Annotated in this window: 16 protein-coding genes; 13 read left to right on the forward strand and 3 right to left on the reverse strand. The window is 39.3% G+C overall.

The genetic code is table 11. The features are described from left to right. Position 1: 1 nt before the first annotated feature. Positions 2–664, forward strand: a complete 663-nt coding sequence (locus PQ456_RS10670) for a DL-endopeptidase inhibitor IseA family protein (protein WP_273616108.1) — start codon at positions 2–4, stop codon at positions 662–664. A gap of 96 nt (positions 665–760) precedes the next feature. On the opposite strand, the gene PQ456_RS10675 is transcribed toward PQ456_RS10670, so the two are convergent. Next, positions 761–1,642, reverse strand: a complete 882-nt coding sequence (locus PQ456_RS10675) for an AraC family transcriptional regulator (RefSeq protein ID WP_273616109.1) — start codon at positions 1,640–1,642, stop codon at positions 761–763. Between the two features lie 164 nt (positions 1,643–1,806). Between PQ456_RS10675 and PQ456_RS10680 the strand changes: the two genes are divergently transcribed. Both PQ456_RS10680 and PQ456_RS10685 read left to right on the forward strand, forming a co-directional pair. Next, positions 1,807–2,844: a quercetin 2,3-dioxygenase gene (locus tag PQ456_RS10680; RefSeq protein ID WP_273616110.1), complete on the forward strand. Its 1,038-nt coding sequence runs from the start codon at positions 1,807–1,809 to the stop codon at positions 2,842–2,844. Between the two features lie 74 nt (positions 2,845–2,918). Then, on the forward strand, positions 2,919–4,265 hold the full coding sequence (locus PQ456_RS10685) for an MFS transporter (RefSeq protein WP_273616111.1): 1,347 nt from the start codon (positions 2,919–2,921) through the stop codon (positions 4,263–4,265). Between the two features lie 159 nt (positions 4,266–4,424). Here the strand turns inward: PQ456_RS10685 and PQ456_RS10690 are convergent, their stop codons facing one another. Together PQ456_RS10690 and PQ456_RS10695 are read right to left on the reverse strand one after the other, a co-directional pair. Continuing rightward, positions 4,425–5,648, reverse strand: a complete 1,224-nt coding sequence (locus tag PQ456_RS10690; RefSeq protein WP_273616112.1) for a glycoside hydrolase family 16 protein — start codon at positions 5,646–5,648, stop codon at positions 4,425–4,427. 132 nt (positions 5,649–5,780) lie between these two features. Next, complete coding sequence (locus PQ456_RS10695) at positions 5,781–6,650, reverse strand: helix-turn-helix domain-containing protein (RefSeq protein ID WP_273616114.1); 870 nt, start codon at positions 6,648–6,650, stop codon at positions 5,781–5,783. Positions 6,651–6,838: 188 nt separating this feature from the next. Between PQ456_RS10695 and PQ456_RS10700 the strand changes: the two genes are divergently transcribed. The 10 genes from PQ456_RS10700 (at position 6,839) to PQ456_RS10745 (ending at position 23,523) form a co-directional block, all read left to right on the forward strand. Then, positions 6,839–9,226 (forward strand): glycoside hydrolase family 31 protein, encoded by a 2,388-nt coding sequence (locus PQ456_RS10700; protein WP_273616115.1) that lies wholly within the window; start codon positions 6,839–6,841, stop codon positions 9,224–9,226. Positions 9,227–9,413: 187 nt separating this feature from the next. After that, a complete protein-coding gene (locus PQ456_RS10705) occupies positions 9,414–10,793 on the forward strand; it encodes an aspartate aminotransferase family protein (RefSeq protein WP_273616116.1) in 1,380 nt (459 codons plus the stop codon). Positions 10,794–10,834: 41 nt separating this feature from the next. Beyond that, on the forward strand, positions 10,835–12,235 hold the full coding sequence (locus PQ456_RS10710) for an MDR family MFS transporter (protein WP_337957880.1): 1,401 nt from the start codon (positions 10,835–10,837) through the stop codon (positions 12,233–12,235). Position 12,236: 1 nt separating this feature from the next. After that, the gene (locus tag PQ456_RS10715; RefSeq protein ID WP_273616118.1) at positions 12,237–14,213 is read left to right on the forward strand and encodes an IucA/IucC family protein; all 1,977 of its coding nucleotides are present in this window, start codon (positions 12,237–12,239) and stop codon (positions 14,211–14,213) included. 85 nt (positions 14,214–14,298) lie between these two features. Beyond that, the gene (locus tag PQ456_RS10720) at positions 14,299–16,188 is read left to right on the forward strand and encodes an IucA/IucC family protein (RefSeq protein WP_273616119.1); all 1,890 of its coding nucleotides are present in this window, start codon (positions 14,299–14,301) and stop codon (positions 16,186–16,188) included. After that, a complete protein-coding gene (locus PQ456_RS10725) occupies positions 16,182–16,976 on the forward strand; it encodes an HpcH/HpaI aldolase family protein (protein ID WP_273616120.1) in 795 nt (264 codons plus the stop codon). Before PQ456_RS10720 ends, PQ456_RS10725 begins: the two co-directional genes overlap by 7 nt. Before the next feature lie 127 nt (positions 16,977–17,103). Then, on the forward strand, positions 17,104–18,429 hold the full coding sequence (locus tag PQ456_RS10730) for a type III PLP-dependent enzyme (RefSeq protein ID WP_273616121.1): 1,326 nt from the start codon (positions 17,104–17,106) through the stop codon (positions 18,427–18,429). Beyond that, the gene (locus PQ456_RS10735) at positions 18,426–20,675 is read left to right on the forward strand and encodes an IucA/IucC family protein (RefSeq protein WP_273616122.1); all 2,250 of its coding nucleotides are present in this window, start codon (positions 18,426–18,428) and stop codon (positions 20,673–20,675) included. The genes PQ456_RS10730 and PQ456_RS10735 overlap by 4 nt, the downstream gene beginning before the upstream one ends. A gap of 112 nt (positions 20,676–20,787) precedes the next feature. After that, positions 20,788–22,404 carry an AraC family transcriptional regulator gene (locus tag PQ456_RS10740; protein WP_273616123.1) on the forward strand — a complete coding sequence of 539 codons (1,617 nt, stop codon included), beginning with the start codon at positions 20,788–20,790 and terminating at the stop codon, positions 22,402–22,404. 114 nt (positions 22,405–22,518) lie between these two features. Next, positions 22,519–23,523 (forward strand): ABC transporter substrate-binding protein, encoded by a 1,005-nt coding sequence (locus tag PQ456_RS10745; RefSeq protein ID WP_273616124.1) that lies wholly within the window; start codon positions 22,519–22,521, stop codon positions 23,521–23,523. The last annotated feature ends 60 nt before the right edge of the window (positions 23,524–23,583 follow it).

Raw genomic sequence — 23,583 nt, forward strand, 5'->3', positions numbered from 1 at the left:
GATGAAAAAAGTAAATAAATTGGCAATCGGCACATGGGCACTTACCGCATTGGTAACGGCATCTTTATATTCAGCACATTCTGTACAAGCAGCATCTGCAACTTCAACATTACCTGCGGCTAGTACATCCAAAGCGATGACATCTACAACAACGACTGCAACGACACCAGCAGTTTCCTATTATACAAAAGATGGCGTATGGACTGGAGTGAAAAAGTTAAACCATGATAGTGTAACTCCACTTATCGTTGAAGCTGAAAAAAGATACGTATACACTTCTACAGGTGGCAAAACATCTACAACTGATAGTACTTTTTCTTTAAATAACAAAACATATCGTTACTTATCTACAGATATCAATACACATGCTAAATTATTAGCGTATTTGACAGAAACATATACCAAACAAGCAAGCGAAGCTTATATTCAAAAATATGTAATCGAGAACAACGGCAAGCTGGCACAAGTGGTGTCGAATGAAGACAGCAAGTTAGAATTCAATCGTTCTACTGCTAAAATGATCAGCATGACAGATACCACTCGTGTATATCGCTTAACGGTTCCTTATGTTAAAGATGCACAACCTGTCGAACGTATGCTTGTGAAATTTGAATTAGTTGATGGCTTGTGGAAAATCAATACTTCGCCAAGTGCATTGTTTTAATATAATGGTGAAAAATAACATACTATTATAGTGACACATATAATCAATAAAAAAGAACCTTTCGTTACAGTACACACTGTAGCAGAAAGGTTCTTTTTATTTGGTACGAATATTTTGTTGACGGAAATGAAGAGGAGTTAGACCACAGCTTGTTTTGAATAGTCGGTAAAAGTACTTCATATCGTGAATTCCTACTTCGTCTGCAATCTGCTGAATACTCCAATCAGTGTTGATTAACAATTCGCAACTTTTTTGTACACGAACTTGTTGCAACATCCGGGTATACGTATAACCGGTTGTTTCTTTAAATTTACGCTGTAGATGACGAGGGCTGATCGATAACCATTGGCAGAACTCTTCCATTTTGAGGGGGTTACGATAATGTACTTGAATATATTCGATCGCAAAAGCTACAGGATCCACTAATTTATCCGGTTTGGATAGCAGACTGAATTGCTTGAGTCGGTACATGGTATTCAGTAAATCAAGCAAGCAAATATATAATTTGTAATGGTAGCCAGGAGACTGCGAATTAACAGCAAAATTCATACTATACATTATTCTAGCAAATTCGCCACCTTGATCTTTATACCGTAACCACTCTTCACTTTGACGAAAAAATTGGGCTATTGCGTCAAATTCACGTTCTAATTCGTTTTTTGGTGAGTTTTGAGGAGCTAACAACTCTGTTTGGAACATACAGGTCATCATTTGCAAAGGAACAGCAGGTGTAGCAGATTCGGATTTGAGTAAATGAGGGATCCCGATCGGAATAAAAAACAAGTCTCCTTCTTCAATCTGTAATGAATCTTTATGAATAAATAACGTTCCTTTGCCTTCACTTATATAGATAATTTCATAAAATTCATGAGCATGTTCTTGAAAAGAACCTTTTACCGTAACCAGTTGGAAAGAAATGGGGGTTTCGATTGGAAAAGGATGTTGAAACATTTCAAATGATCGAGGCGATGATGTCATTATGAATCTCCTTTATATTTCATAATTAGATGTCGCATTTTCCTAATTTTTTGTCGTATTCAACTATATTTCAAATTTGGAGATTTAGCTACAATAAAATAGTACAAGAGATCAACACACACGTTGATAGACTATATTAATCATCACCATTTCAGGAGGAACTTATGACAACAACATCATTAATTACACATTTACCAGATACGTTAGCCCCTTACTTACTTCGTAGAGGAGAAGGACAGCGTTATCTTTTTGGTAAACAGTTAGCAACTGTGATAGCGAATTTTCAAAGTACAGGCGATATTTTATCGGCAGCTATTATTTCAGGACCCAAAGGAGAATCGTTCCCGCTTCATACTCATCAACATACTTACGAATCTATCTTTGTATTAGAAGGTAAAGTTCAATTTGTTATCAACGGTCAAAGTCATCTATTATTGCCGGGTGATTATGCACATATTCCACCAATGACAGAACATGCGTATCAATTGCTTGCCCATCGTAATGCTTTTATCTCTTATTCGATTGCAGGGAATGTAACAGATATTTATGAAATATTAGGACAATCACATACACCATATGAGTATCCGGCTGTAAGTGATCATACGTATGCTACAGAACATCTACAACAGGCTATGCAACAAGCAGATATTACTTTCGCTACATCAGAGACAGTATTTCCTGATTATGAATTAGTAAATAACAGTGTGATTCCAGATGCTGTCGAATCGTATGTATTAGAAAGTGGCGAAGGAACCAAATTGCTAACAGGTGACCAACTGCATCGTCTACTCGCAACTCAAGCTTCTACAGATGGAGATTATATTATGGTATCTACAGAAGGCCCTAAAGGAGACGCTATCGTATCCCATTATCATGAGCATCATACCGAGACATTTTTCTGTGTACAAGGACAGATGACGATGTGGGCGAATGGTGAAGAAGTTCAATTGTTACCAGGAGATTTCTTGCATGTGCCAGCAGGAACCGTCCATTCTTACCGTCTGGATACACACTATACGAAATTTGTAGGTGTACTGGTAAGTGGATTGTTTGAACCATTTTTCCGTTTGTTGGGTGATGAGTATGAACACTATATCTTCCCTGATACACCTGGCCCGCTTCGTATGGATCGTGTGATTGCCAATATTCAATCACTTGATCTCAAAGTAGTTACTCCTCCAGGCGGTCACCGTCCAGAATAATAAGATAAAGGAAAGAATAGTGCTAGTCTGATGCCACCTGTAGAGAGTGTATAAGACTAGCACTCAGGTATATTATGAAAATTATCTATATTCTAGCATTAGCGATGATTATCTCGGTTATGAATTCCACGATGTTTAACGTCGCTTTGCCTTCGATTCGTCACGATTTTGATCTTAGTAGCTCTCAAGTAAGTTGGGTAGTCACATCCTATATTATTATCTATGCTATTGGCTCAGTAACGTATGGCAAGCTAGCAGATAAATACCGGCTCAAAAATTTAATGACGATTGGACTATGTTTATTTGCGATAGGTTCTATTGTTGGGTTTGTCGCTTCAGATTATTGGATGGTGATCGCAGGTCGTATTCTACAATCCGCAGGTGCCTCTGTTATTCCAGCATCATCGATGATTATTCCTATTCGTTATATAGCTGCTGAAAAGCGGGGAAGAGCGCTCGGAATTACTTCTTCCGGCATGGCGCTCGGTACGGCGATGGGGCCGATTATCGCTGGCATGATTACCAGTTTTGCAGATTGGCGTTATTTGTTTGCGATTTCTTTATTATCGTTAGTGACTATTCCTTTTTTTCGCAAATATCTCAATCAAGATCAAGTGCGTCCGCTGAAAATAGACATCTGGGGTGGTATCCTATTAGCGACAACAGTCACATTGCTTTTATTAGCAATTACTAATGTCAGTCTTATTCTTGCTATTATCACGATTGTCATGCTAATTGTTTTTGTGATCTATATTCGTAAAGTGGATCAGCCATTTTTAGATCCAGCTATTTTCCGCAATTCGACCTATACAACGACAATGATTATCGCTTGTCTGGCATTGATATTTAATCTATGTGTTCCATATCTGATCCCACAAATGTTAAGTAGTATTCATCAATTATCTTCATTTACAATTGGTCTGATTATGTTTCCCGGTGCATTGATCGCTGCTATATTTGGAATTGTAGGTGGACGGATTGCAGATAGCAAAGGAAATACATTTTTGCTACGGATTGCGTTTGTACTGCAACTGATAACATATGCTCTATTAGCGGTATTTACAGATCGGTCGTATTGGTTGATTATGGGGGTACTTCTGATCGGCAATACAGGGCTAACTTTTGCTCAAGTCGGGCTTGCCAATACAGTCTCTCGTACATTAGATGGTGCACAAGTAGGTGTCGGTATGGGATTATATATGATGTTAAGCTTTATTTCAGGAGCTATAGGTACAACCGTACTGGGATTAATACTGGATCGTGTGAAGTCTCCATGGTCTTTGAATAGTATATGGTATGCTGGTGGAGCTAATACATTCAGTAATATTTTCTTAGTGTTTGCAATCTGGATCGCGATCATAATCCTCTTTTTATTCCGTTATTTACGCGCTGCTAATCATAATTCAACATTTTCTAAATAATCATCTGATAACAACGCACAGATAATAATAATATCAATACAAAAAGGAAGCCTTAGTGTAATTCAAGGCTTCCTTTTTTGTATATAAATCGTCAGCACAATAAGATAGCTCTGACATCAACAATAGCTTATTCATTTTCAACAGAATAAGTTATCGATATTATTGCTTAATCACTTCAAAAGCTTCCCAACCACTGACTGTACTGCGATTAGCAATGAGCGGACTATCTCCGTAATTGTCTGCACAAACATAGAGGTTATTCGCTAATGATTTGAACGTTCGTTTCCCATCCGCTGTAGTTCCCATTTGAAATGTTTCCCATGTTCCGATCGCGGTCTTATTAGCGATTAATGGGCTTGCCCCGGTATTATCAGCGGATACGTATTTATTGTTCGCCATAGAGCGTAGTGCAACATTATTATTACCAAGATCGATAAGCTCAAATTTTTCCCAGTCGCTGACTGTAGTAGAACGAGCGAGAAGAGGAGCATTTCCATAATCTTCAGCTGCAACATATTTTCCATTAGCTGCAGCTTTAAGCGCTACAATATTACCTGTGTCTCCAGAACGCTGGAATACACGTACATAATCAATAGCGTATTTTTGTGGGAAAGTAGTACTTGCGTCAGGATATCCAGGCCAGTTGCCACCTACAGCTAGGTTAAGTAATAAGAAGAAAGGCTTATCAAATACCCATTTGTTGCCGCCGATATCTGCTGATGTACGAGTGTGATATAAATTATTATCAACATACCAGCGAATCACATTAGGTTCCCATTCAATAGAGAAGGTGTGATAAGCGTTACTGATATTTTCACCGATTGTATACCCTGCGGATAGACCACCAGCACCGGAATAACCAGGCCCATGAATCGTTCCGTATACGGTATTAGGAGCATTAGGTCCTACATATTCCATAATATCGATCTCACCGCTATTTGGCCACTGATTGCTACCGATATCGCTACCTAGTGTCCAGAATGCAGGCCAGATTCCTTTACCGTAAGGAAGTTTGGCACGCATTTCGATTTTTCCATATTTCACATCAAATTTGCCAGCTGTTGTTAAGCGAGCAGATGTATAAGGAGCACCATTATAATTTTCTTTCAACGCTTGAATAATCAGATTGCCATTGTCCATATAAGCATTATTGGTACGATTGGTATAGTACTGTAACTCATTATTTCCCCAACCACCAGCACCTGTTTCTGAATTCCATTTGGAACCATCTACACCTGTTCCATTTGATCCATTGAATTCATCTGACCAGATCTGCTTCCAAGTGCCAGCTGCTTCGGCTTCAGAGTTCCAAGTCCATGACCCTAATAATGTAAATAAGCATAGCGTGGATAAAAGAATAGCAATCTGCTTGCGTATCAACATGAATACCCCACCTTTTATATGGTTTAATTTCCATTTTATTGTATTTTAAGGATGGAGAAAGATAAACTGCTTTTTACGACATACGTAGAAACACACACACTATACACAAAAATGCCCCTTCAGACCATATATTTATTCTTTAATATGTTGAAGCCATCGACTAGGAGACATCTGTTTGTATTGCTTAAACACTCTGCCAAAATAATTTAAGCTTGCAAATCCGCAATAATACGCCACTTCACTGATATTCCATTGCCCGGAGCGTAACAACTGCTCTGCTTCATGAATACGTAACATATTGATATAGTCGATAAATGTTTTGCCAGTCGTCTTTTTAAATAAATAACAAAAATAAGTAGGAGTCAGTTGACATAGATTCGCAGCAGTCTCCACAGATATATGTTCTCGGAAATGATGACTGAGATGCTGAAATAAAGGTTGCATATAAGAAGGATGAAGATTGGACTTTTGTACATGGATACGATCTTGTTCTGCCATTCGATAAAGCCAACCAATACAAGCGAGTAAATACGATTTAATTAGCAGTTCTGAACCCTGTGTAGATTGCTCATACTCAATAATCATCTGTTGCAGATAAAATGTAATGTGCTGAGATAATAGATGATCTCTGGTGAAAATCGCGGGCAACGCCAGACGATTCTCTAAAAGCGGGCGAATATAACGTGATTCAGTGTGATCCAATTGTATATTTCGAATCAATGCTTCGTTAAATACGATACATATCAGTTCAGTATCTTCCTCCAAAGGAAAAGCAGCATGAATCTGACGTGTATTTACAAAAACAATATCTCCGACTGTAATATCTTGATGCTCGGTACCGACTTGAACGCGAAAAGAACCTTTTTGTACAATCATCCATTCTAAATGTTCATGCCAGTGTAATGGAACCCAGCGCCAATTCGGTTCTGTAACATGAAAAATATTAATAGGAAATGTTTTATCAGGAATCTGTGTAATTTCATAAGGTGGTGATATCTTCATCGGCAATGAACCTCCGTTAGAACACATTTTCAATAAAATCGTAATATTGTGCGAATAATACATAGAATAGGCATAGGTTACTGTTACTCAAAAGTATACAATAATCTCATATGTAACCGTTATCAATTTTGCTTTATTTGCTGTCACAATGACTTCATATACCATATACTATAGGAGGATAATAACGTATGATTCGATTATATGATACACCGTTACTTGGCGAACCGATAGACATGAGTAAAGAATTTGGACGTATCGAAAATACATATTTTATGGGAATGCGGGTAGAGGAATTTGATCCTGAGACAGCGACAGGTCAGATACGGTGGGAACGATATTCACGGAAGCCCCGCTTGGATTTTGGAAAATATACATTACCATTTACAGCCACAGAATCGTGGGAATTTCCAGCGTATGAAGAATCACCTACTTTTCCTTTTTACTTACAATTCGTCGATGCCAGAACAGTTCGGATTCGGTTAGCAACTCGCCAATCGAAGTTAGAGCCCCGTCATAGCCTGATGTTAGTAGAACAGCAATTGCCTTTCAGTACAGAGTGGGCACTACATCAACATGATGCAGAACAGACTACGTATATCAGTGATTATGGTTCAGTGACGATAAAGTATGCTCCCTGGAAAATAGAATTTCGAGATGCAACAGGTAAGCTGTTAACACGTACACATCATTTAGCAGATCAGGCTTCTATTCTCAGTTCTGATCCAACACCGTTTTGTTTTATCCGATCTGCCAAAGATATGAATCGTAGTCTGGCGGCGAGTTTTGCTCTATCTCCAGGAGAACGTTTATATGGTGGTGGAGAATCGTTTTTGAAAATGGATAAGCGAGGACAAAAATTTAACTGGTTTACCTATGATCCATTAAGCGCCCAGACCGCAGATATGTATAAGCCGATTCCGTTATTATGGAGCAATCGTGGCTATGGTATGTTTTTTCATCATAGTTGTCCGATGACCTGTGATGTAGGGCATCATTTTGATGGAGCAAATACAATCTATATTGGTGAAGATGAGTTGGATTTATTTTTCTTTTTCGGTACACCCAAAGATATATTATCCAGTTACACCTCATTAACTGGAAAGTCTACGGTTCCGCCGTTGTGGTCATTCGGATTATGGATGAGTCGTATTACGTATCAATCTGAAAAAGAAGTAAGAGAAGTCGCTTATCAATTACAAGAGCATCAGATTCCTTGTGATGTCATTCATCTCGATACCGGTTGGTTTGAACATGATTGGCGTTGTGATTATCAATTTTCAAGCAGTCGATTTGATAATGCAGAGCAAATGATCACTGATTTACGTAAGCAAGGATACCGAATCAGTTTATGGCAATATCCTTACTTTATGCCATCTAATCCTTTATACGAAGAAATCATTGAAAAAGGATATGCTATCAGTGATGGGAACGGTTATATTGCCGGAGAAGATGCTATTTTAGACTTTTCTAATCCTGAAGCAGTGAAATGGTATCAACAAAAGATCGCTGGACTGTTACATCTAGGAGTCAGTGCGATCAAAGTAGATTTCGGAGAAAGTGCACCGATTCATGGGTCGTATTATTCTCGTCAGCAAGGATGGAAAGAGCATAATCTATATCCTCTTCGTTATAATCAGGCAGTCTCTGAGATTACGCAAAAAGTCACTGGCGATTCTATTATCTGGGCACGTAGCGCGTGGGCGGGTAGTCAACGTTATCCGCTACATTGGGGTGGAGATGTAGAGAATACCGATAACGGTATGGCAGCGTCTTTGCGAGCAGGGATGTCTTTAGGATTAAGTGGTTTTACATTTTGGAGTCATGATATTGGCGGATTTGTCCACCGAAGTCCACGAGAATTGTATCGCCGCTGGATGCCTTTTGGTATGCTGACTTCGCATAGTCGTTGTCATGGAGCACCCCCCAAAGAACCGTGGCATTATGACGAAGAGTTTGTAGAAGATTTTAGAAAAGCAGTTTCTTTAAAATACGGGCTAATGCCTTATATTTATACACAAGCTGTTCTAAGTGCAGAGCAGGGTATTCCATTGTTACGTCCATTATTGCTTGAATATCCGAATGAGCCGGGTGTCTGGCAGATTGAAGATCAATATTTGCTAGGTACAGATCTATTAATTGCTCCTATTTTAGAACAAGGAACAACATCCAGAGATGTATATACTCCATCTGGAGAATGGATCGATTATCAGACAGGTCAGAGATATACAGGCTCTACATGGCATCATATAACAGAAGGTGAGATCCCAATTATTATACTGGTACGAGCAGGTAGCTTTATTCCACATGTACCGGTCGCTTTATCAACAGATGCTATAGATTGGACTGCTGTGGAGTGGTGTCATTATCCATCTAGCGAATCGCAAACACAAACAGAACATTGGCAGATAGCACTGCCTATCCACAAGCATTATGTCTGGATTAGAGGTCAATTTATAGACCAACAGATCGTAGTAGATACTACATTACAATCAGATACACTTGATTCAACGTCTTTCAATCCAGAGGAAATACAGAAGCTTATCAGTCAGTGGACTTATCAGAAATATTCTAAATAATCTAAAAAAAGGCGATTTCTATATGCTCCTATATAGAGTCGTCTTTTTTTGTGATAACGATTCCTAAAAATGAAGATGTAGTATTTGTACAAATACAGGACGTAAATGTCTATGGAGTCTAGTAATTTATTCCATATACTAGAGAAGTGCCTAATTGAAAATGATTATCAATATCAAAGGAGCGATTATGATGATAGAAACTGTAGATTCAGCCTTATCTCAAAATACACGTTATTTGCAAAGCCAATCTGAAAGAGAGTCCAATGCTCGTTCATATCCTCGCCGATTACCGATTGTGATCAAAGAAGCTGAAGGTATTCATATTACCGATATGGATGGCAAAGTCTATTATGATTGTCTGGCTGGAGCAGGAACTTTGGCGCTTGGACACAATCATCCTGTCGTGATAGAAGCGATGCAACAATTGCTGACCAGCAAACATCCGTTGCATACATTGGACTTAACGACTCCGCTTAAAGAAAAATTTGTAGAAGAAGTATTTGCAAGTCTGCCACCATCGTTTGCACAAAATGCCAAAATACAATTTTGTGGACCTACCGGTGGGGATGCGATTGAAGCCGCGATAAAGTTAGTCAAAACTGCAACAGGTAAACGTAGTATCTTATCATTTCAAGGGGGATATCATGGATCGACCCATGCGGCAATGAGTCTTAGCGGTACATTGGGGCAAAAAGAACGAGTGAATGGACTAATCCCTGATGTTCACTTTATGCCGTATCCTTATGAATATCGTTGCCCGTTCGGAATAGGGGGAGAACAGACTCATCAGATCAGTAGCAGTTATATCGAAAATCTTCTCGATGATCCTGAAAGTGGTATTGTATCGCCATGTGCAATGATTTTTGAAGTAGTACAAGGTGAAGGTGGTTCTATTCCTGCTCCTGTCGAATGGATACGCGAAATGCGCCGTATTACGCAAGAGCGCAATATCCCACTTATTATTGATGAAGTACAGACAGGATTAGGTCGGACAGGTAAGTTATATGCTTTTGAACATGCAGGAATTATTCCAGATGTATTGGTATTATCCAAAGCAATCGGAGGTAGCTTACCGCTATCTGTTGTGATCTATAACAAAGAGTTGGATCAATGGAATCCGGGTGCTCATATCGGTACATTCAGAGGCAATCAGATGGCTATGGCAGCAGGACTTGCAACACTACGCTATATTCGTGAACACCATATCCCTGAACATGTGACTCAAATGGGTGCATTGCTGGTAGAACAGTTGCAACATATTCAACAACAGACAGGATGTATCGGTGATATTCGTGGTCGTGGATTAATGATCGGTGTCGAGATTGTTAATGATCAGAAAATAATGGATCATCTAGGGCACTATCCTGCACATCCACAATTAGCAAGTCTGATTCAACAAGAATGTCTGAAACGTGGATTGATTCTTGAAGTCGGAGGTAGACATTCTACAGTGATGCGCTTTTTGCCACCGTTGATTATTACACAAGAACAAGTGTTAGAAGTAACTCGTATTTTTGGTGAAGCTGTAACGACAGCGTATCAAGCTTTGCAGACTTCTACATTATAATGAAGCATCACAGCTCTAGGTTTACTATTTCGTCTGAATGGATGATTTTATGTAGTATTTTATTAGGGACATTTACTGTGATTTTGAATAACAGCTCGCTCAATCCGGCTGTTCCTGAATTTATGAATGTTTTTCACAGTAGTGCTAGTTCAACAAGCTGGATTATTACTATTTTTCTGCTAGGTATGGGAATGACGATGCCATTAACAGGATATCTAGGAGATCGTTTTGGTAAAAAAACAATCTATTTACTCGGTCTACTTCTATTTATTCTGGGATCAGTACTTGGATCGCTATCCTGGAATTTGGTGTCTGTTATTTGCTTTCGAGGTCTGCAAGGTGTTGCAGGCGGGCTAATGATTCCACTTTCGCTAGCAATCATATTTGATGCTTTTCCCAAAAATGAACGTGGTCGTGTAACTGGCATCTGGGGAATTGCAATTATGGTTGCACCTGCTATTGGACCAACAGTAGGCGGATTGATGATTGAATGGGGAAGCTGGCAGTCGTTATTTTGGATGAATGTACCGATCGGTCTGTTAGGACTTATGATCGGTCTGAAATATTTGCCACACTCTGTTGCTGATCGTAAGCGTACTTTTGATAAGAGTGGCTTTATTACAGTGACACTTGGAGTCGGCATTATTTTGCTAACACTGGGTCAAATTAAACATCTAGCCGATATGGTCGTCTGGTCGAATCTGGTTCTTATAGGTGTAGGCATCGTGTTGTTAATTATCTTTGTACGTCTGCAATTAACCAAAGAGCAACCGCTACTGTATTTACGAATTTTCAATATTCCTACGTATGCGCTTAGTGTCGTCGTAGTGAGTGTACAGGCTATTGCGATGTTTGCTACGATTTTTATGGTTCCTTTACTGGTGCAAAATGTATACGGATATAGCGCTATGGTTACAGGGTTGGTGTTTTTGCCGTCTGCGATTTTTACAGGAATATTTGTCCGTATTGCAGGTAAACATCTTGATCGTAAAGGGCCGAAAATGATTGTGCTTGTAGGTCTGTCGGTGACTTGTATCACTACAGCTATGCTTGGGATGCTCCAATTGGATTCACCGCTCTGGGTGATCTTTGTACTTATGATGTTGCGCGGAGTGGGCTTAGGATTATCGAATATGCCCGTAACAACAGCAGGATTAAATGCGATTCCGGAACAATTCGTATCTCAAGGTTCAGCAATGAATAATGTGATTCGCCGCATGACTTCTTCACTTGGTATCGTGATTATTTCGGTCTATTACGAAGTTCGACGTACTCAGCTTATCGAATATGGCAATTCCGATGCCATCAGTACATTGCATACGATCAATGAAGGATTTTGGGTATTGAGTATCATCATTTTAGTAACAATTCCGGCTGCCTTTTTTATGCGTCAGACAGCAGAACCGACGAAGTCTATTCATCATACGAAAAGGAGTGCATAATGTGTCTTCTGTAGATACCCGTCATAGTGACAAAATAATACAGCAAACAACGGATAGTAGCAATTATATGAATCAATATCAACATCATCTGCATACCGATCATCCGCTTGCATTGACTTCAACAATACAAGCATTGCTTAACAGTTATTTGCGAGAAACCAAGCAATTTGATCCTACGATCACCACTGTACTTCAGAATTTCCCGCTATTACAACAGCACATTGTATCTGAACAACAGTTGGAAAGTGAACAGTCGTATACATCTATATTGATTCAGCTTCCTTTTACAGAGCGCTGGATACAGACAGGGATTACGTATGATTCGCTTATCGGACAGCATCATTATATCGATACATTTGTATTGATTAATGAGCAACAATTAGCAGAAGTGATAACGCCTGTGCAATTGATTGATTACGTTATAGAAGAATTAAGTCATTATACAGAGACCGAGCAACGGGATTCGCAAAAGCAATTAATGCGAGCACGAATCCAGAATAGTCTCACTAAAATGGAACATTATTATAATCATCATCTATCTCAGCATGCTGTAGATAAACAAGATTATATCTATTCAGAACAATCGCTTATTGCAGGTCATCCGTTTCATCCATTTCCCAAAAGTTCCGAAGGGTTCTTATTATCTGAACTATCACTGTATAGCCCGGAAATGGGAGCTAGCTTTCAATTGTATTATCTAGCTGTGCATTCTGCATATATGGATGAACACTGGTTACACGAGCAAGCAAGACAAGAATCTATCTCGCCAGCAGTACGTCAGCAAGCCCAAGAACGATTAGGATCGCTGTGGGATCAGTATCATTTATTACCGATGCATCCGTGGCAAGTGAACTATATCCAGACATTATCTATCGTGCAACAGGCGATAAAGAATCAACACATTATTTTACTGGGATCGTTAGGTGACGAAGTATATCCGACTTCTTCTGTCAGAACAGTATGGAATAAGCAGGACGGCAGAGGATACAAGTTACCTTTGCATATCCGAATTACCAACCTTATTCGTGAAAATACAACCGAACAAGCAAAACGTACAATCGATGCAGCGCGAATTATAGATCATCAACGGACAGCGATTGAATCAAATCATTTCAAAGTATTAACAGAAACAGGGTATAGCTCGGTGAAAGTACAGTCGCTACTTACACAATTGAATACTGATCGATCTCTTGATGATGGATTAGATCATAACAAGTCAGCTAGTCATAATCAGACTAATGATGATATCCAGATGACGTTAGCAGAACAAGAACAATGGACTTCTGCTATGACAGTGATTTATCGTCCACAACGTATTGATCCTGAGTATACGTATGTAGTGGCTTCACTATTAGAAAAAGCACCTCATTCTAACGAACCCAAATTAATATCGGTTATTCGGCAGGGTTCGGCAGATACAATGTCTGATCTATCATTATGGTTATCACACTATACAGAAATAACATTATTATCGTTATTACGTGTTTTTACAGATTACGGAATAAGCTTTGAAGCACATCTACAAAATTCGTTAATTTCTTTAAAAGATGGATTGCCTGCTTGTTATTATGTACGTGATCTGGAAGGAGTAAGTATTGATCGCACTTGCCCGGCGGTAGAAGAGTGGATACAGCCTTTGATCGAGGCAGACAGTCATGTACTATACGATTCTGATACAGCATGGCTTAGAACACAATACTATTTTGTAGTCAATCATTTAGGCTCACTTATTCATGCGATTGCTCACTATGAACAGTGCAGTGAACAGCATTATTGGAATATCGTACAACAGCAATTGATTAGATGGAACGAACAAGCACAATCAACACAACATGTCCGTCTTTCCCGTCTGATTGAATCTTTACTACACGTAGAAACGTTACCAGCTAAAGCCAACTTTATTAGTTGTTTTCAAGCCAAAGGAGATCAGCCTTCTTTTCTCGATATTCCTAATCCTTTATATATAGCCAAAAGATAATCAACCGATTTTGCAATGCTTACTATTGCTTATCGTATGACTGCAATTTGATAGAAACACTACTACTCTTATTTGAGGTGAAATGATGTCTTTTACACAACAACGTCCAACGTATTCAACGGTATCTTCAACACAACCTGCTGATCCTTTTTATATGATTAAAGCGCTACACTCCGAACATTTTCAAGCAGTAGAGCAACGGATTATTCGTCAATTAATGCAAGCGATTATTTATGAAGATATTCTTCCTTATACTCAGACAGCATCCGCTTATGATACGGCTATCAATCAACAGTCTCCGCATCTGTTCACAATAGCCGGTCAGAATACAGATCAGCAAGTGGTGCAATATACATGTGCAGGTAAGCGCATGCTTAGTTTTGGCAGAGTGAGATTGCAACAGATGCCTGTTACACGTATATCCGCAGATGGTCAACAAGAGACTGCACGTTTGCATGAATTTCTGAATGAAGTATTGCAACAAGTACAACAAGGTGAGAAGCTACAACAATTTCGCAATGAGCTAGAGCAGACACTTTTGAAAGACTTACAATCTCAAGCAGATACGCAAGAAAATGCACTAACCGCAGAGCAACGTCAATATGATTCTTTAGAAGGACAGATCAAAGACGGTCATCCGTACCATCCTTGTTACAAATCTAGAATCGGATTCACGTTGGAAGATAATGCTCAATACGGCCCCGAATTTCAACAATCGCTGTATCCCATCTGGCTAGCTGTATCAAAACAATACAGTCGGGCGGCTTTTTCAACTAGTGTGGATGATCATGACTCATTTATGGAAGAAGCATTAGGACAAGCGCAATGGCAACAATTCCAAGAGAGATTACAACAGCAACAGTTGAACAGTAACGATTATTATATGATTCCGGTTCACCCATGGCAGTGGAAAAACAAAATCAGTTCTGCTTTTTACCGCGAACTTGCCAGTCAACAGATTGTTCCGCTGGGTTATGGAAATGATGCTTATTATGCACAGCAATCTATTCGTACACTTGGCAATCAGACTAGACCGGAAGCCCCTTATCTCAAAATGGCACTCAGTATTACGAATACATCGACAGCACGTATTTTAGCAGGGCATACCGTGCTTAATGGATCGCTGATTACAGATTGGCTAACTCAATTGATTCAACAAAATGAAACAGCACAACAACTTGGATTTGTAGTGTTACGTGAGCGAGCAGGTATTACTTTTGATTATGAGAAATTGCCAGAATATCGCCAAGCACAGACTTATGGTTCGTTAGGAACGATCTGGCGTGAAAGTCTGCATACTTATTTGAAAGAAGGCGAAGATGGAGTTCCTTTCAATGGATTATGCCATGTGCAGTCCAATGGTGTTCCTTTGATTGATTCGTGGATACGACAACATGGGGTAGCACAATGGACTTATGCGATGTTACAAGCAACAGTCACTCCGATTATCCATATGTTATATGCTCATGGAATAGGAATGGAATCACACGGGCAAAATATTATTTTAATTCATCAACAAGGATTGCCTGTACGGATTGCACTCAAAGATTTTCATGATGGTGTCCGTTTCTCTGTCGCTCATCTGGCTGAGCCTGAATTATGCCCTGATCTCACACCTGAGCCAGCGAGTCATGCGAAGATCAATCGCAATTCATTTATCAAAACAGATCGCCCTGAAGATGTACGCGATTTTTCATATGATGCTTTCTTTTTTATTGCGGCAACAGAACTATGTATGTTTTTGGAGCAACATTACCAATTCCCTGAAGAATCATTTTGGAAAATGACAGCCGATATTATTCACGATTATCAACAGCAACATCTACAGCATCAAGAACGATTTGACTGTTTTGATTTGTTCGCTGAGACCGTACTCATTGAAGAGTTAACCAAACGAAGACTATTTGGAGATGGTGAGCTACGCTTCAAAAACGGCATCAATCCGTTATATGCTTACCGCCATGCAACATGTTAACTACCAATCGGCTACGTCAACAATTAGCGCAAAAGCAGACAGTGTTTGGATTGATCGCTTCTGTACCTGCACCGATTATGATTGAAGTGATTGCTTATGCTGGTTTTGATTTTGTAATTATTGATATGGAACATGTCATGATTAATCCTGAAACGGTTGAGCATATGATTCGAGTCGCAGAGCAGTCAGGCATTACCCCGTTAGTACGTATCGCAGAAATTAATGCCAAAGAAATCTTACGTGTGCTGGATAGTGGAGCAATGGGAATTGTTATTCCGCAAGTGGAACACAAAGAGCAAGTTGAAGCTGTTATTCAAGCGGCTAAATATTTTCCTATCGGGCAACGCAGTATGAATAGCGGACGGCCGGGCATTTTTGGTAGAGACGATCTGGCGGATTATATGGAACGTGCGAATCACGAAATTATGATTATACCGATGATTGAGACTGTTCAAGGCGTGGAACAGATTGATGAGATTTTGAGTGTAGAAGGAATCGATATGATTCTTGAAGGCGCGGCTGATCTCTCTCAATCTTATGGTGTACCGTGGCAGACCGAGCATACTCTCGTGCGTCAAGCATTAGATCATATCCAGCAAGTCGCGACTTCCAGACAGATTCCATATTGCGCTATTCCACGTCAAATCAATCAATATGAGCACTGGCAGAACAAAGGTGTACATGCTTTTGTATTAGGAGATGAACGAGGAATTGCTTTTCGAGCGTTACAGAGCAAACTTGCTCAATTCCCTGTCATAAATACAGATAGATCACAAACGGAACTATAAGTAAACTTTTCCTGTGTATGTGTATGTGTATGTGTATGTGTATGTGTATGTGTATGTGTATGTGTATGTGTATGTGTATGTGTATGTGTATGTGTATGTGTATGTGTATGTGTATGTGTATGTGTATGTGTATGTCCAGTTAAATGAAGGAGGATTTCTATTGAATACAAAGTTGATACCGTCACTTTCTCCAACTAAAACGCAAGTATCTACTGCAATTATAGATCAAGTTCATAAAATCATCGAAGATGAAAAAGTAAATCGTTCTCCGCATATGATCTCACGAAAACCTGTATGTGCTTTTATTTATGATCTGGATACATTACGTCAACGTACACGTAGCAAAGTCAAGGATATGCCGGCAAGAACTAACTTATTTTATGCAGTCAAAGCAAATCCTGATCCACGCATTATTACAGCATTAGCGCCAATTGTAGACGGTTTTGAAACGGCATCGATCGGCGAAGTGCATACTATTCGGCTAATCGATCCCGATGTTCCTATTATTTTTGGTGGCCCGGGTAAAAAAGATAGCGAAATCGAGCAAGCGATTGATCATAATGTGATGTTGATTCATGCAGAAAGTATGCATGAAATTCGTAGAATCGCATGGATTGCCGAGCAGAAAAGCAAAACAGTGCGCATTTTACTACGTGTGAATGTCAGAAAGACTATTCCTACAGGAACTGTCACGATGGGTGGTAAGCCGACTCAATTCGGGATTGATGAAGCGCAGATTGCAGAAGCAATCGAATGTGTACAGTCTTTGCCACAACTAACGCTAGCTGGATTTCATATGCATTCAGTATCCAATAATCTGGATGCACAGCTACATGTCGAATTGGTCAATATGTATATTCAATTGGTAAGTCAGTGGATCAGTCAATATCAGCTATCGATTCAATATGTTAATGCAGGTGGGGGATTTGGCATTTGTTATACAGAGCCAGATACTCATTTTGCATGGGATACTTTTATAAAAGGTCTTGATGATATCTGGAATGAAAAGGTATTGCCAGGAGTAGAGCTTATTTTCGAGCCGGGTCGTTATCTGGTTGCTCATGCAGGATATTATGCGTCAGAAGTGATTGATCTGAAATGCAATCATCATAAACATTACGCTATTTTGCGTGGAGGAACTCATCATTTCCGGTTACCTGTCTCATGGGGACATAATCAACCTTTTGAACTCATTGCTATACAGCAGTGGGATTATCCTTTTGAGCGTCCACATCAAGAGCAGATTACGATAACACTGGCAGGAGAACTATGTACACCCAAAGATGTACTTGCTCAAGATGTAAAAGTAGAACAGATTGCTGTAGGAGATATTGTTTTATTTTCGATAGCAGGTGCTTACGCTTGGACAATATCACATCATGATTTTTTGAGTCATCCTCATCCCGATATGATATATATTGATAACCAAATAGGAGGTTATGAACCGCTATGAATTGGAACGAAGTTTTAGAACCGTTAACTGCTAAGAACAATCCATCTATCGATCTACAATCTGTATCTTCCAATCATACCCATACAGAGCAGACAGAACAGCAAGTGAAGCGAAGTATAGCATCAGAGCAGATTATGCAAGATTTGATCAATACATTACTAGCTGAAAAGGTCTTGTCAGATCACCAATTACAATTGCTGTCTACAGAGGAGTTGAAGCATCGCATCATTTCATCGGCATCAGCTTTGTCCACTATCCAGCAAGCAGAAGCATTAACAGCGATTTCTTCGCTAACCGATACCAAGACATTAGAAAATAGCTTGTGGTATCTCTGGAATATAGAGTCGCCCCAAGATGATCTATCTGTATCATCTGCTCCGGCACAGACTATAGATACACCTTCATATACCATTATTTTTCCTGTGAAATCAGCGATTGTTCAACCTTATCGTTATGTACCTGCTAGCACGTCTATATATGCTTATCATGCTAACTCTACTGATTCATATTCTAATAGCGTCGAGGCAAGTCGGATCAATACTCATGTGTATGCGGTTCGTTATTCTGATACGCTTTCAGCAGATCAACCGTCGTCTGTCCTACAGATCATCGCATTAACACCGATACAATTGATGAAGATTGTAAATGATCAATGCTTTACTGCTACTTATCGAGAACAACCTGGTGTAGAGCGCTTTGTGCAGTTATTAGAAGAGACGATTCAGCAGACCACTTGGTCATTAGAACATAATTTAGCACCAGCATCTTTATTTGATCTGTCAGCCAGCGAATTTTTTCAACATATGGAGCGGTATGCTTCATTAAGAGATCGACCTTTTCATCCAGTATCCAAAGTCAAAGTCGGATTAAATGAGCAAGATTATCGTCAATATAGTGCAGAGTTCGCTCAACCCATGACATTGTGCTGGGTGGCTATTAAGCGTCATGTTGTGATGGAAGGCGAAGCTCTGGTTGGCAGGACGGTTCTGGATTATCAATTATATGATTATCGTCAAAATAGTTCATTAGCAAATGATCTGTCTGAACCGATGTCTGATCTATTATCTAGTGATCAACAACAGCAAGTCATACAAGCTATGCAACAGCAAGGGTTAGATCAAGCAGAATATATAGCAATTCCTGTTCATCCATGGCAATTGCAGTATAATTTGCCGCAATATTTAGCAACAGCACAGCAACAAGGCGATTGGGTAGACCTTCAGCTTCAAATCGGTCTATTTGAAGCTACTTCATCGGTACGTTCGTTATCGCCTACAGATCATAGTCCGCATTATCTCAAATTACCGCTTAGTGTATTTTCATTAGGGGCTTCTCGTTATTTGCCAGCTGTCAAATTGATAAACGGGCAGCGTGGACAATCTATGCTAGAACAAGCGCTAGATCGTGATCCTATATTGGGTGAACAGTTATTTCTATGTGATGAAAATCGTTGGTGGGCGTATATGCCTGAAGCAGGAAGTCTATTTGATGATGAACCGAGACATCTAGCCGTAATGGTACGTACTTATCCTGAGTCATTGATTACAGGTGAGCAAGGAGAACGATTATTACCGATGTCCGCTTTATCTGTAATTTTACCTGCACCGATCAATGCTTTACGTGAAGGACACTTTTTCGATGAATGGATGATTGCACGTCATCTGCAAGTGACAGAAGAATCGGTATGTACATTATTTGGCGAAGTCTGTCAGACTTTTTTCCAGATCAATCTGCGATTATTCCGACTAGGATTAATGCCAGAATTGCATGGACAGAATAGCGTATTGGTCTGGCAAAACGGTCATATCAAGCAGATGCTTTTACGAGATCATGATTCTGTACGATTGCATTTACCCTGGCTTCGCAAGCAAGGTATCGCTGATCCTCAGTATATGATTCGCCCGGGTTATTCGAACAGCTTGTACAATGATACACCGACAGAATTACTGTTTTATTTGCAGACGTTAGGGATTCAAGTGAACTTGTATGCAATTATTGATGCATTATGTACGGTATACGAAATACAAGAAAATGTATTATGGACAGTATTACGAGATCAATTGATCGAGCAGTTAGATGAAATACCTTTTGAAGCAGAAGTAAGACAAGAAATAGATGGTGTATTGTTCGACAAAGCAGAATGGCCGCTTAAATTATTAGTGAAGCCTTTATTAGAACAAGCAGGTGTACCCGGCAGTATGCCATCCGGTCAAAGTACAATTCAAAATCCATTTGCACAACTGTAATCCAAAGACTCATTTGCTACAACAATTTACTTTTGCGTCTAAATCTATATAATGAGAATAGTTCTCAGAAATGTGATAATTATTCTCAATCTATGTAGAAAGGCGACGAGTAATGAGTAAGATATTAGATCAGTATCGACAATTTCCTTCCTATATTTATAAATTACAGACTGTGCAATATGCGGATCAAGTGTTACCACGCTACGACGCTATATTGCATAGTCTTTTACTATTTAAAGAAGCCAAAGGGCAGATCATTATTAACGGTAATCGCTATGATCTTCATCAGCAAAAAGTATTTCTAGTTCCACCACATGCTTCGCTGAAAATCATGGTTGATAGCGATACTCGTACCGAATATTATATTCTTTCTTTTCATGTACTACAGCCTGATATACAAGGTAGTTTTGTACCGATAGAATTGCTCGGGTTATATGAGCTTCATGTGGCTCACTTTCGCTGGTTTGTTGATCGAGTGCGTGAGATTCAAGAAAAGCACGATCAAGAGAATTTATGGGATCAGATGAAAGCGAATATTATTTTCCAAGAACTGTTGATTCATTTGTTCAAAGAAGATGCTCAAGAACAGAAACCTGATATGAATCAAGCGATAGCAGCTACACTGGATCATATGGAACAGCATTATGCTACATCGATTACTCGCAATCAATTAGCCGAGATTGCAGGCATGAGTGCTGATTATTATTCGCGTGCTTTCAAAAAAGTAGTCGGGAAAAGTCCGATGGAGCATCTTACTGAACTTCGGATCACTCAGTCCAAAGAAGTGTTATTGCTGTCTAATGATTCTTTTCGTTCGGTAGCACAGCAAGTAGGATTCAGTGATGAATTTTATTTTAGTCGCAAATTCAAAGCCGTAACCGGGCGCTCACCCAAATCGTATATTCACAATATTCGTTATTCAAACAAAATCGCTTCACTCAAACATTTATTAACCGGTCATCTGGTAGCGCTTGGAATAGAGCCTTATGCAGCCGTTATCAATAATGCTTATCCTGTGACGACTCAATTTGAACATACGATTCCGATCGGAGATAGTAAGCCTGATCTGGAGAAGTTAATGAATGCTCAACCCGATCTAATCGTGACTTGTGAATTTCGAGATTTTGAAAAGTCACAAAAAGAAAAAATGTATGAGCAGATTGCACCTACTATCACATTGCCTTTTTTTGAAGATTGGCGTGTTCATTTTCAAACGATTGCACGAATTGTAGGTAAAGATCAAGAAGCACAAGTGTGGTTAGAACAATACGCAGATATAGCCCAATTATTACGTCAACAATTGAAACATACATTCGGTTCACGTTCATTGCTAATTCTTGGTGTAGGAGAGAGCAAAATCTGTATCTATGGCAAGCGCAATCTAGGAGCTGTATTGTACAACGATCTAGGATTTACAATGCCTGCCGGAGTGGAGAATATCGCTCATTATTTTGAAATTCAACCAGAAGACTTGTTGCATTATGATGCAGATTGTATATTGATTACTCCTTTTCAGCATGATGGTACCGTAGGGATGCAAGCTGGCATCGAGCAAGGTATTTTTCGTTTATGTGCTCATCCGATCTGGCAACAGCTCCAAGCTGTACAACACGATTCAGTCTATGAAATGTACACAACTCAACATATGCATACCTGTTATAACTCTTTTTCACATCTGATGTTATTAGAAAAAGTACGTCAATTGTTTTTGGATAAAAACGACAAATGACGGATTATTCCAAGCACTAGACTGAATTGTCCATGTTAAAGGAAAAGACGTTCACTATAATTAATAATGAGAATCAATATCAATTGTAGTGAACAGAAAGGGAGAATAAAGACCATGTTGAAAGGCAAATCGTTCAAAGGTATACATATGTTGTGCATCATGATGATCATCGTGATTGTCCTTGCGGGTTGTGGTGCAAATAACAATAAAAGTGCAGTTGATCCAACAGCGCAAGCGGCAGGCGAAAATGTTAACGCAGAATCAGCAACACGTACAATTCAGCATGAAATGGGTAGCACAGAGATAAAAGGAACACCTAAACGGATTGTGACATTATATCAAGGCGCAACTGATGTATTAGTCGCTTATGGTGTAAAACCTGTAGGAGTAGTAGAAGCGCATACAGGAGAACCTGCTTATGATTATTTGAAAACTGATCTGGCAGGTGTGCCTACAGTTGGACTTGAAACACAGCCAAATCTCGAAGAAATTTATAATTTAAAACCGGATCTTATTATCGGTTCCAAATTCCGTAATGAAGCAACTTATGCTCAGTTGTCCGAGATTGCTCCTACTGTGATGGTGGATCAAGTCTATGATTGGAAAAAGACGCTTGATCTGGTCGGTCAAGTCTTAAATGAACAGGATAAAGGAAAGCAACTGTTGCAAGCGTGGGAAGATCGTGTAGCTGATTTTAAAAAGAAAATGGGAGATCGTTTGCCTATTCAAGCTTCTATCGTAAACTTCCGCGCTGATCATGCTCGTATTTATTATATGGGTTATGCAGGGTTGATACTGAAAGAGCTTGGATTTACCCGCCCAGCATCGCAAGAACAAGAAGAGTGGGGAATCAAAGTAAATTCCAAAGAAAGTATTCCTGATATGGATGCTGATGTGATCTTTGTATTCGATTCAGGTACAGACAAAGCCGCTATCGAAAAAAATTATCAACAATGGACGAGTCATCCATTATGGAAAAACTTAAAAGCATACAAAAACAATCAAATCTACAAAGTAAATGAAGTAAATTGGAATCTAGCAGGCGGTTATATCTCAGCAGGTCTAATGTTAGATGAACTGTATGATATCTACAAATTAGAAAAGCCTCAAACCAAATAAGTACAATTGGCTAGAACCTAGAATTTCTTAATAGGATAAAGGAGGAGAACAGGTAGTTTA

Source organism: Paenibacillus kyungheensis (assembly GCF_028606985.1).
Taxonomy (GTDB): Bacteria; Bacillota; Bacilli; order Paenibacillales; family Paenibacillaceae; genus Saccharibacillus; species Saccharibacillus kyungheensis.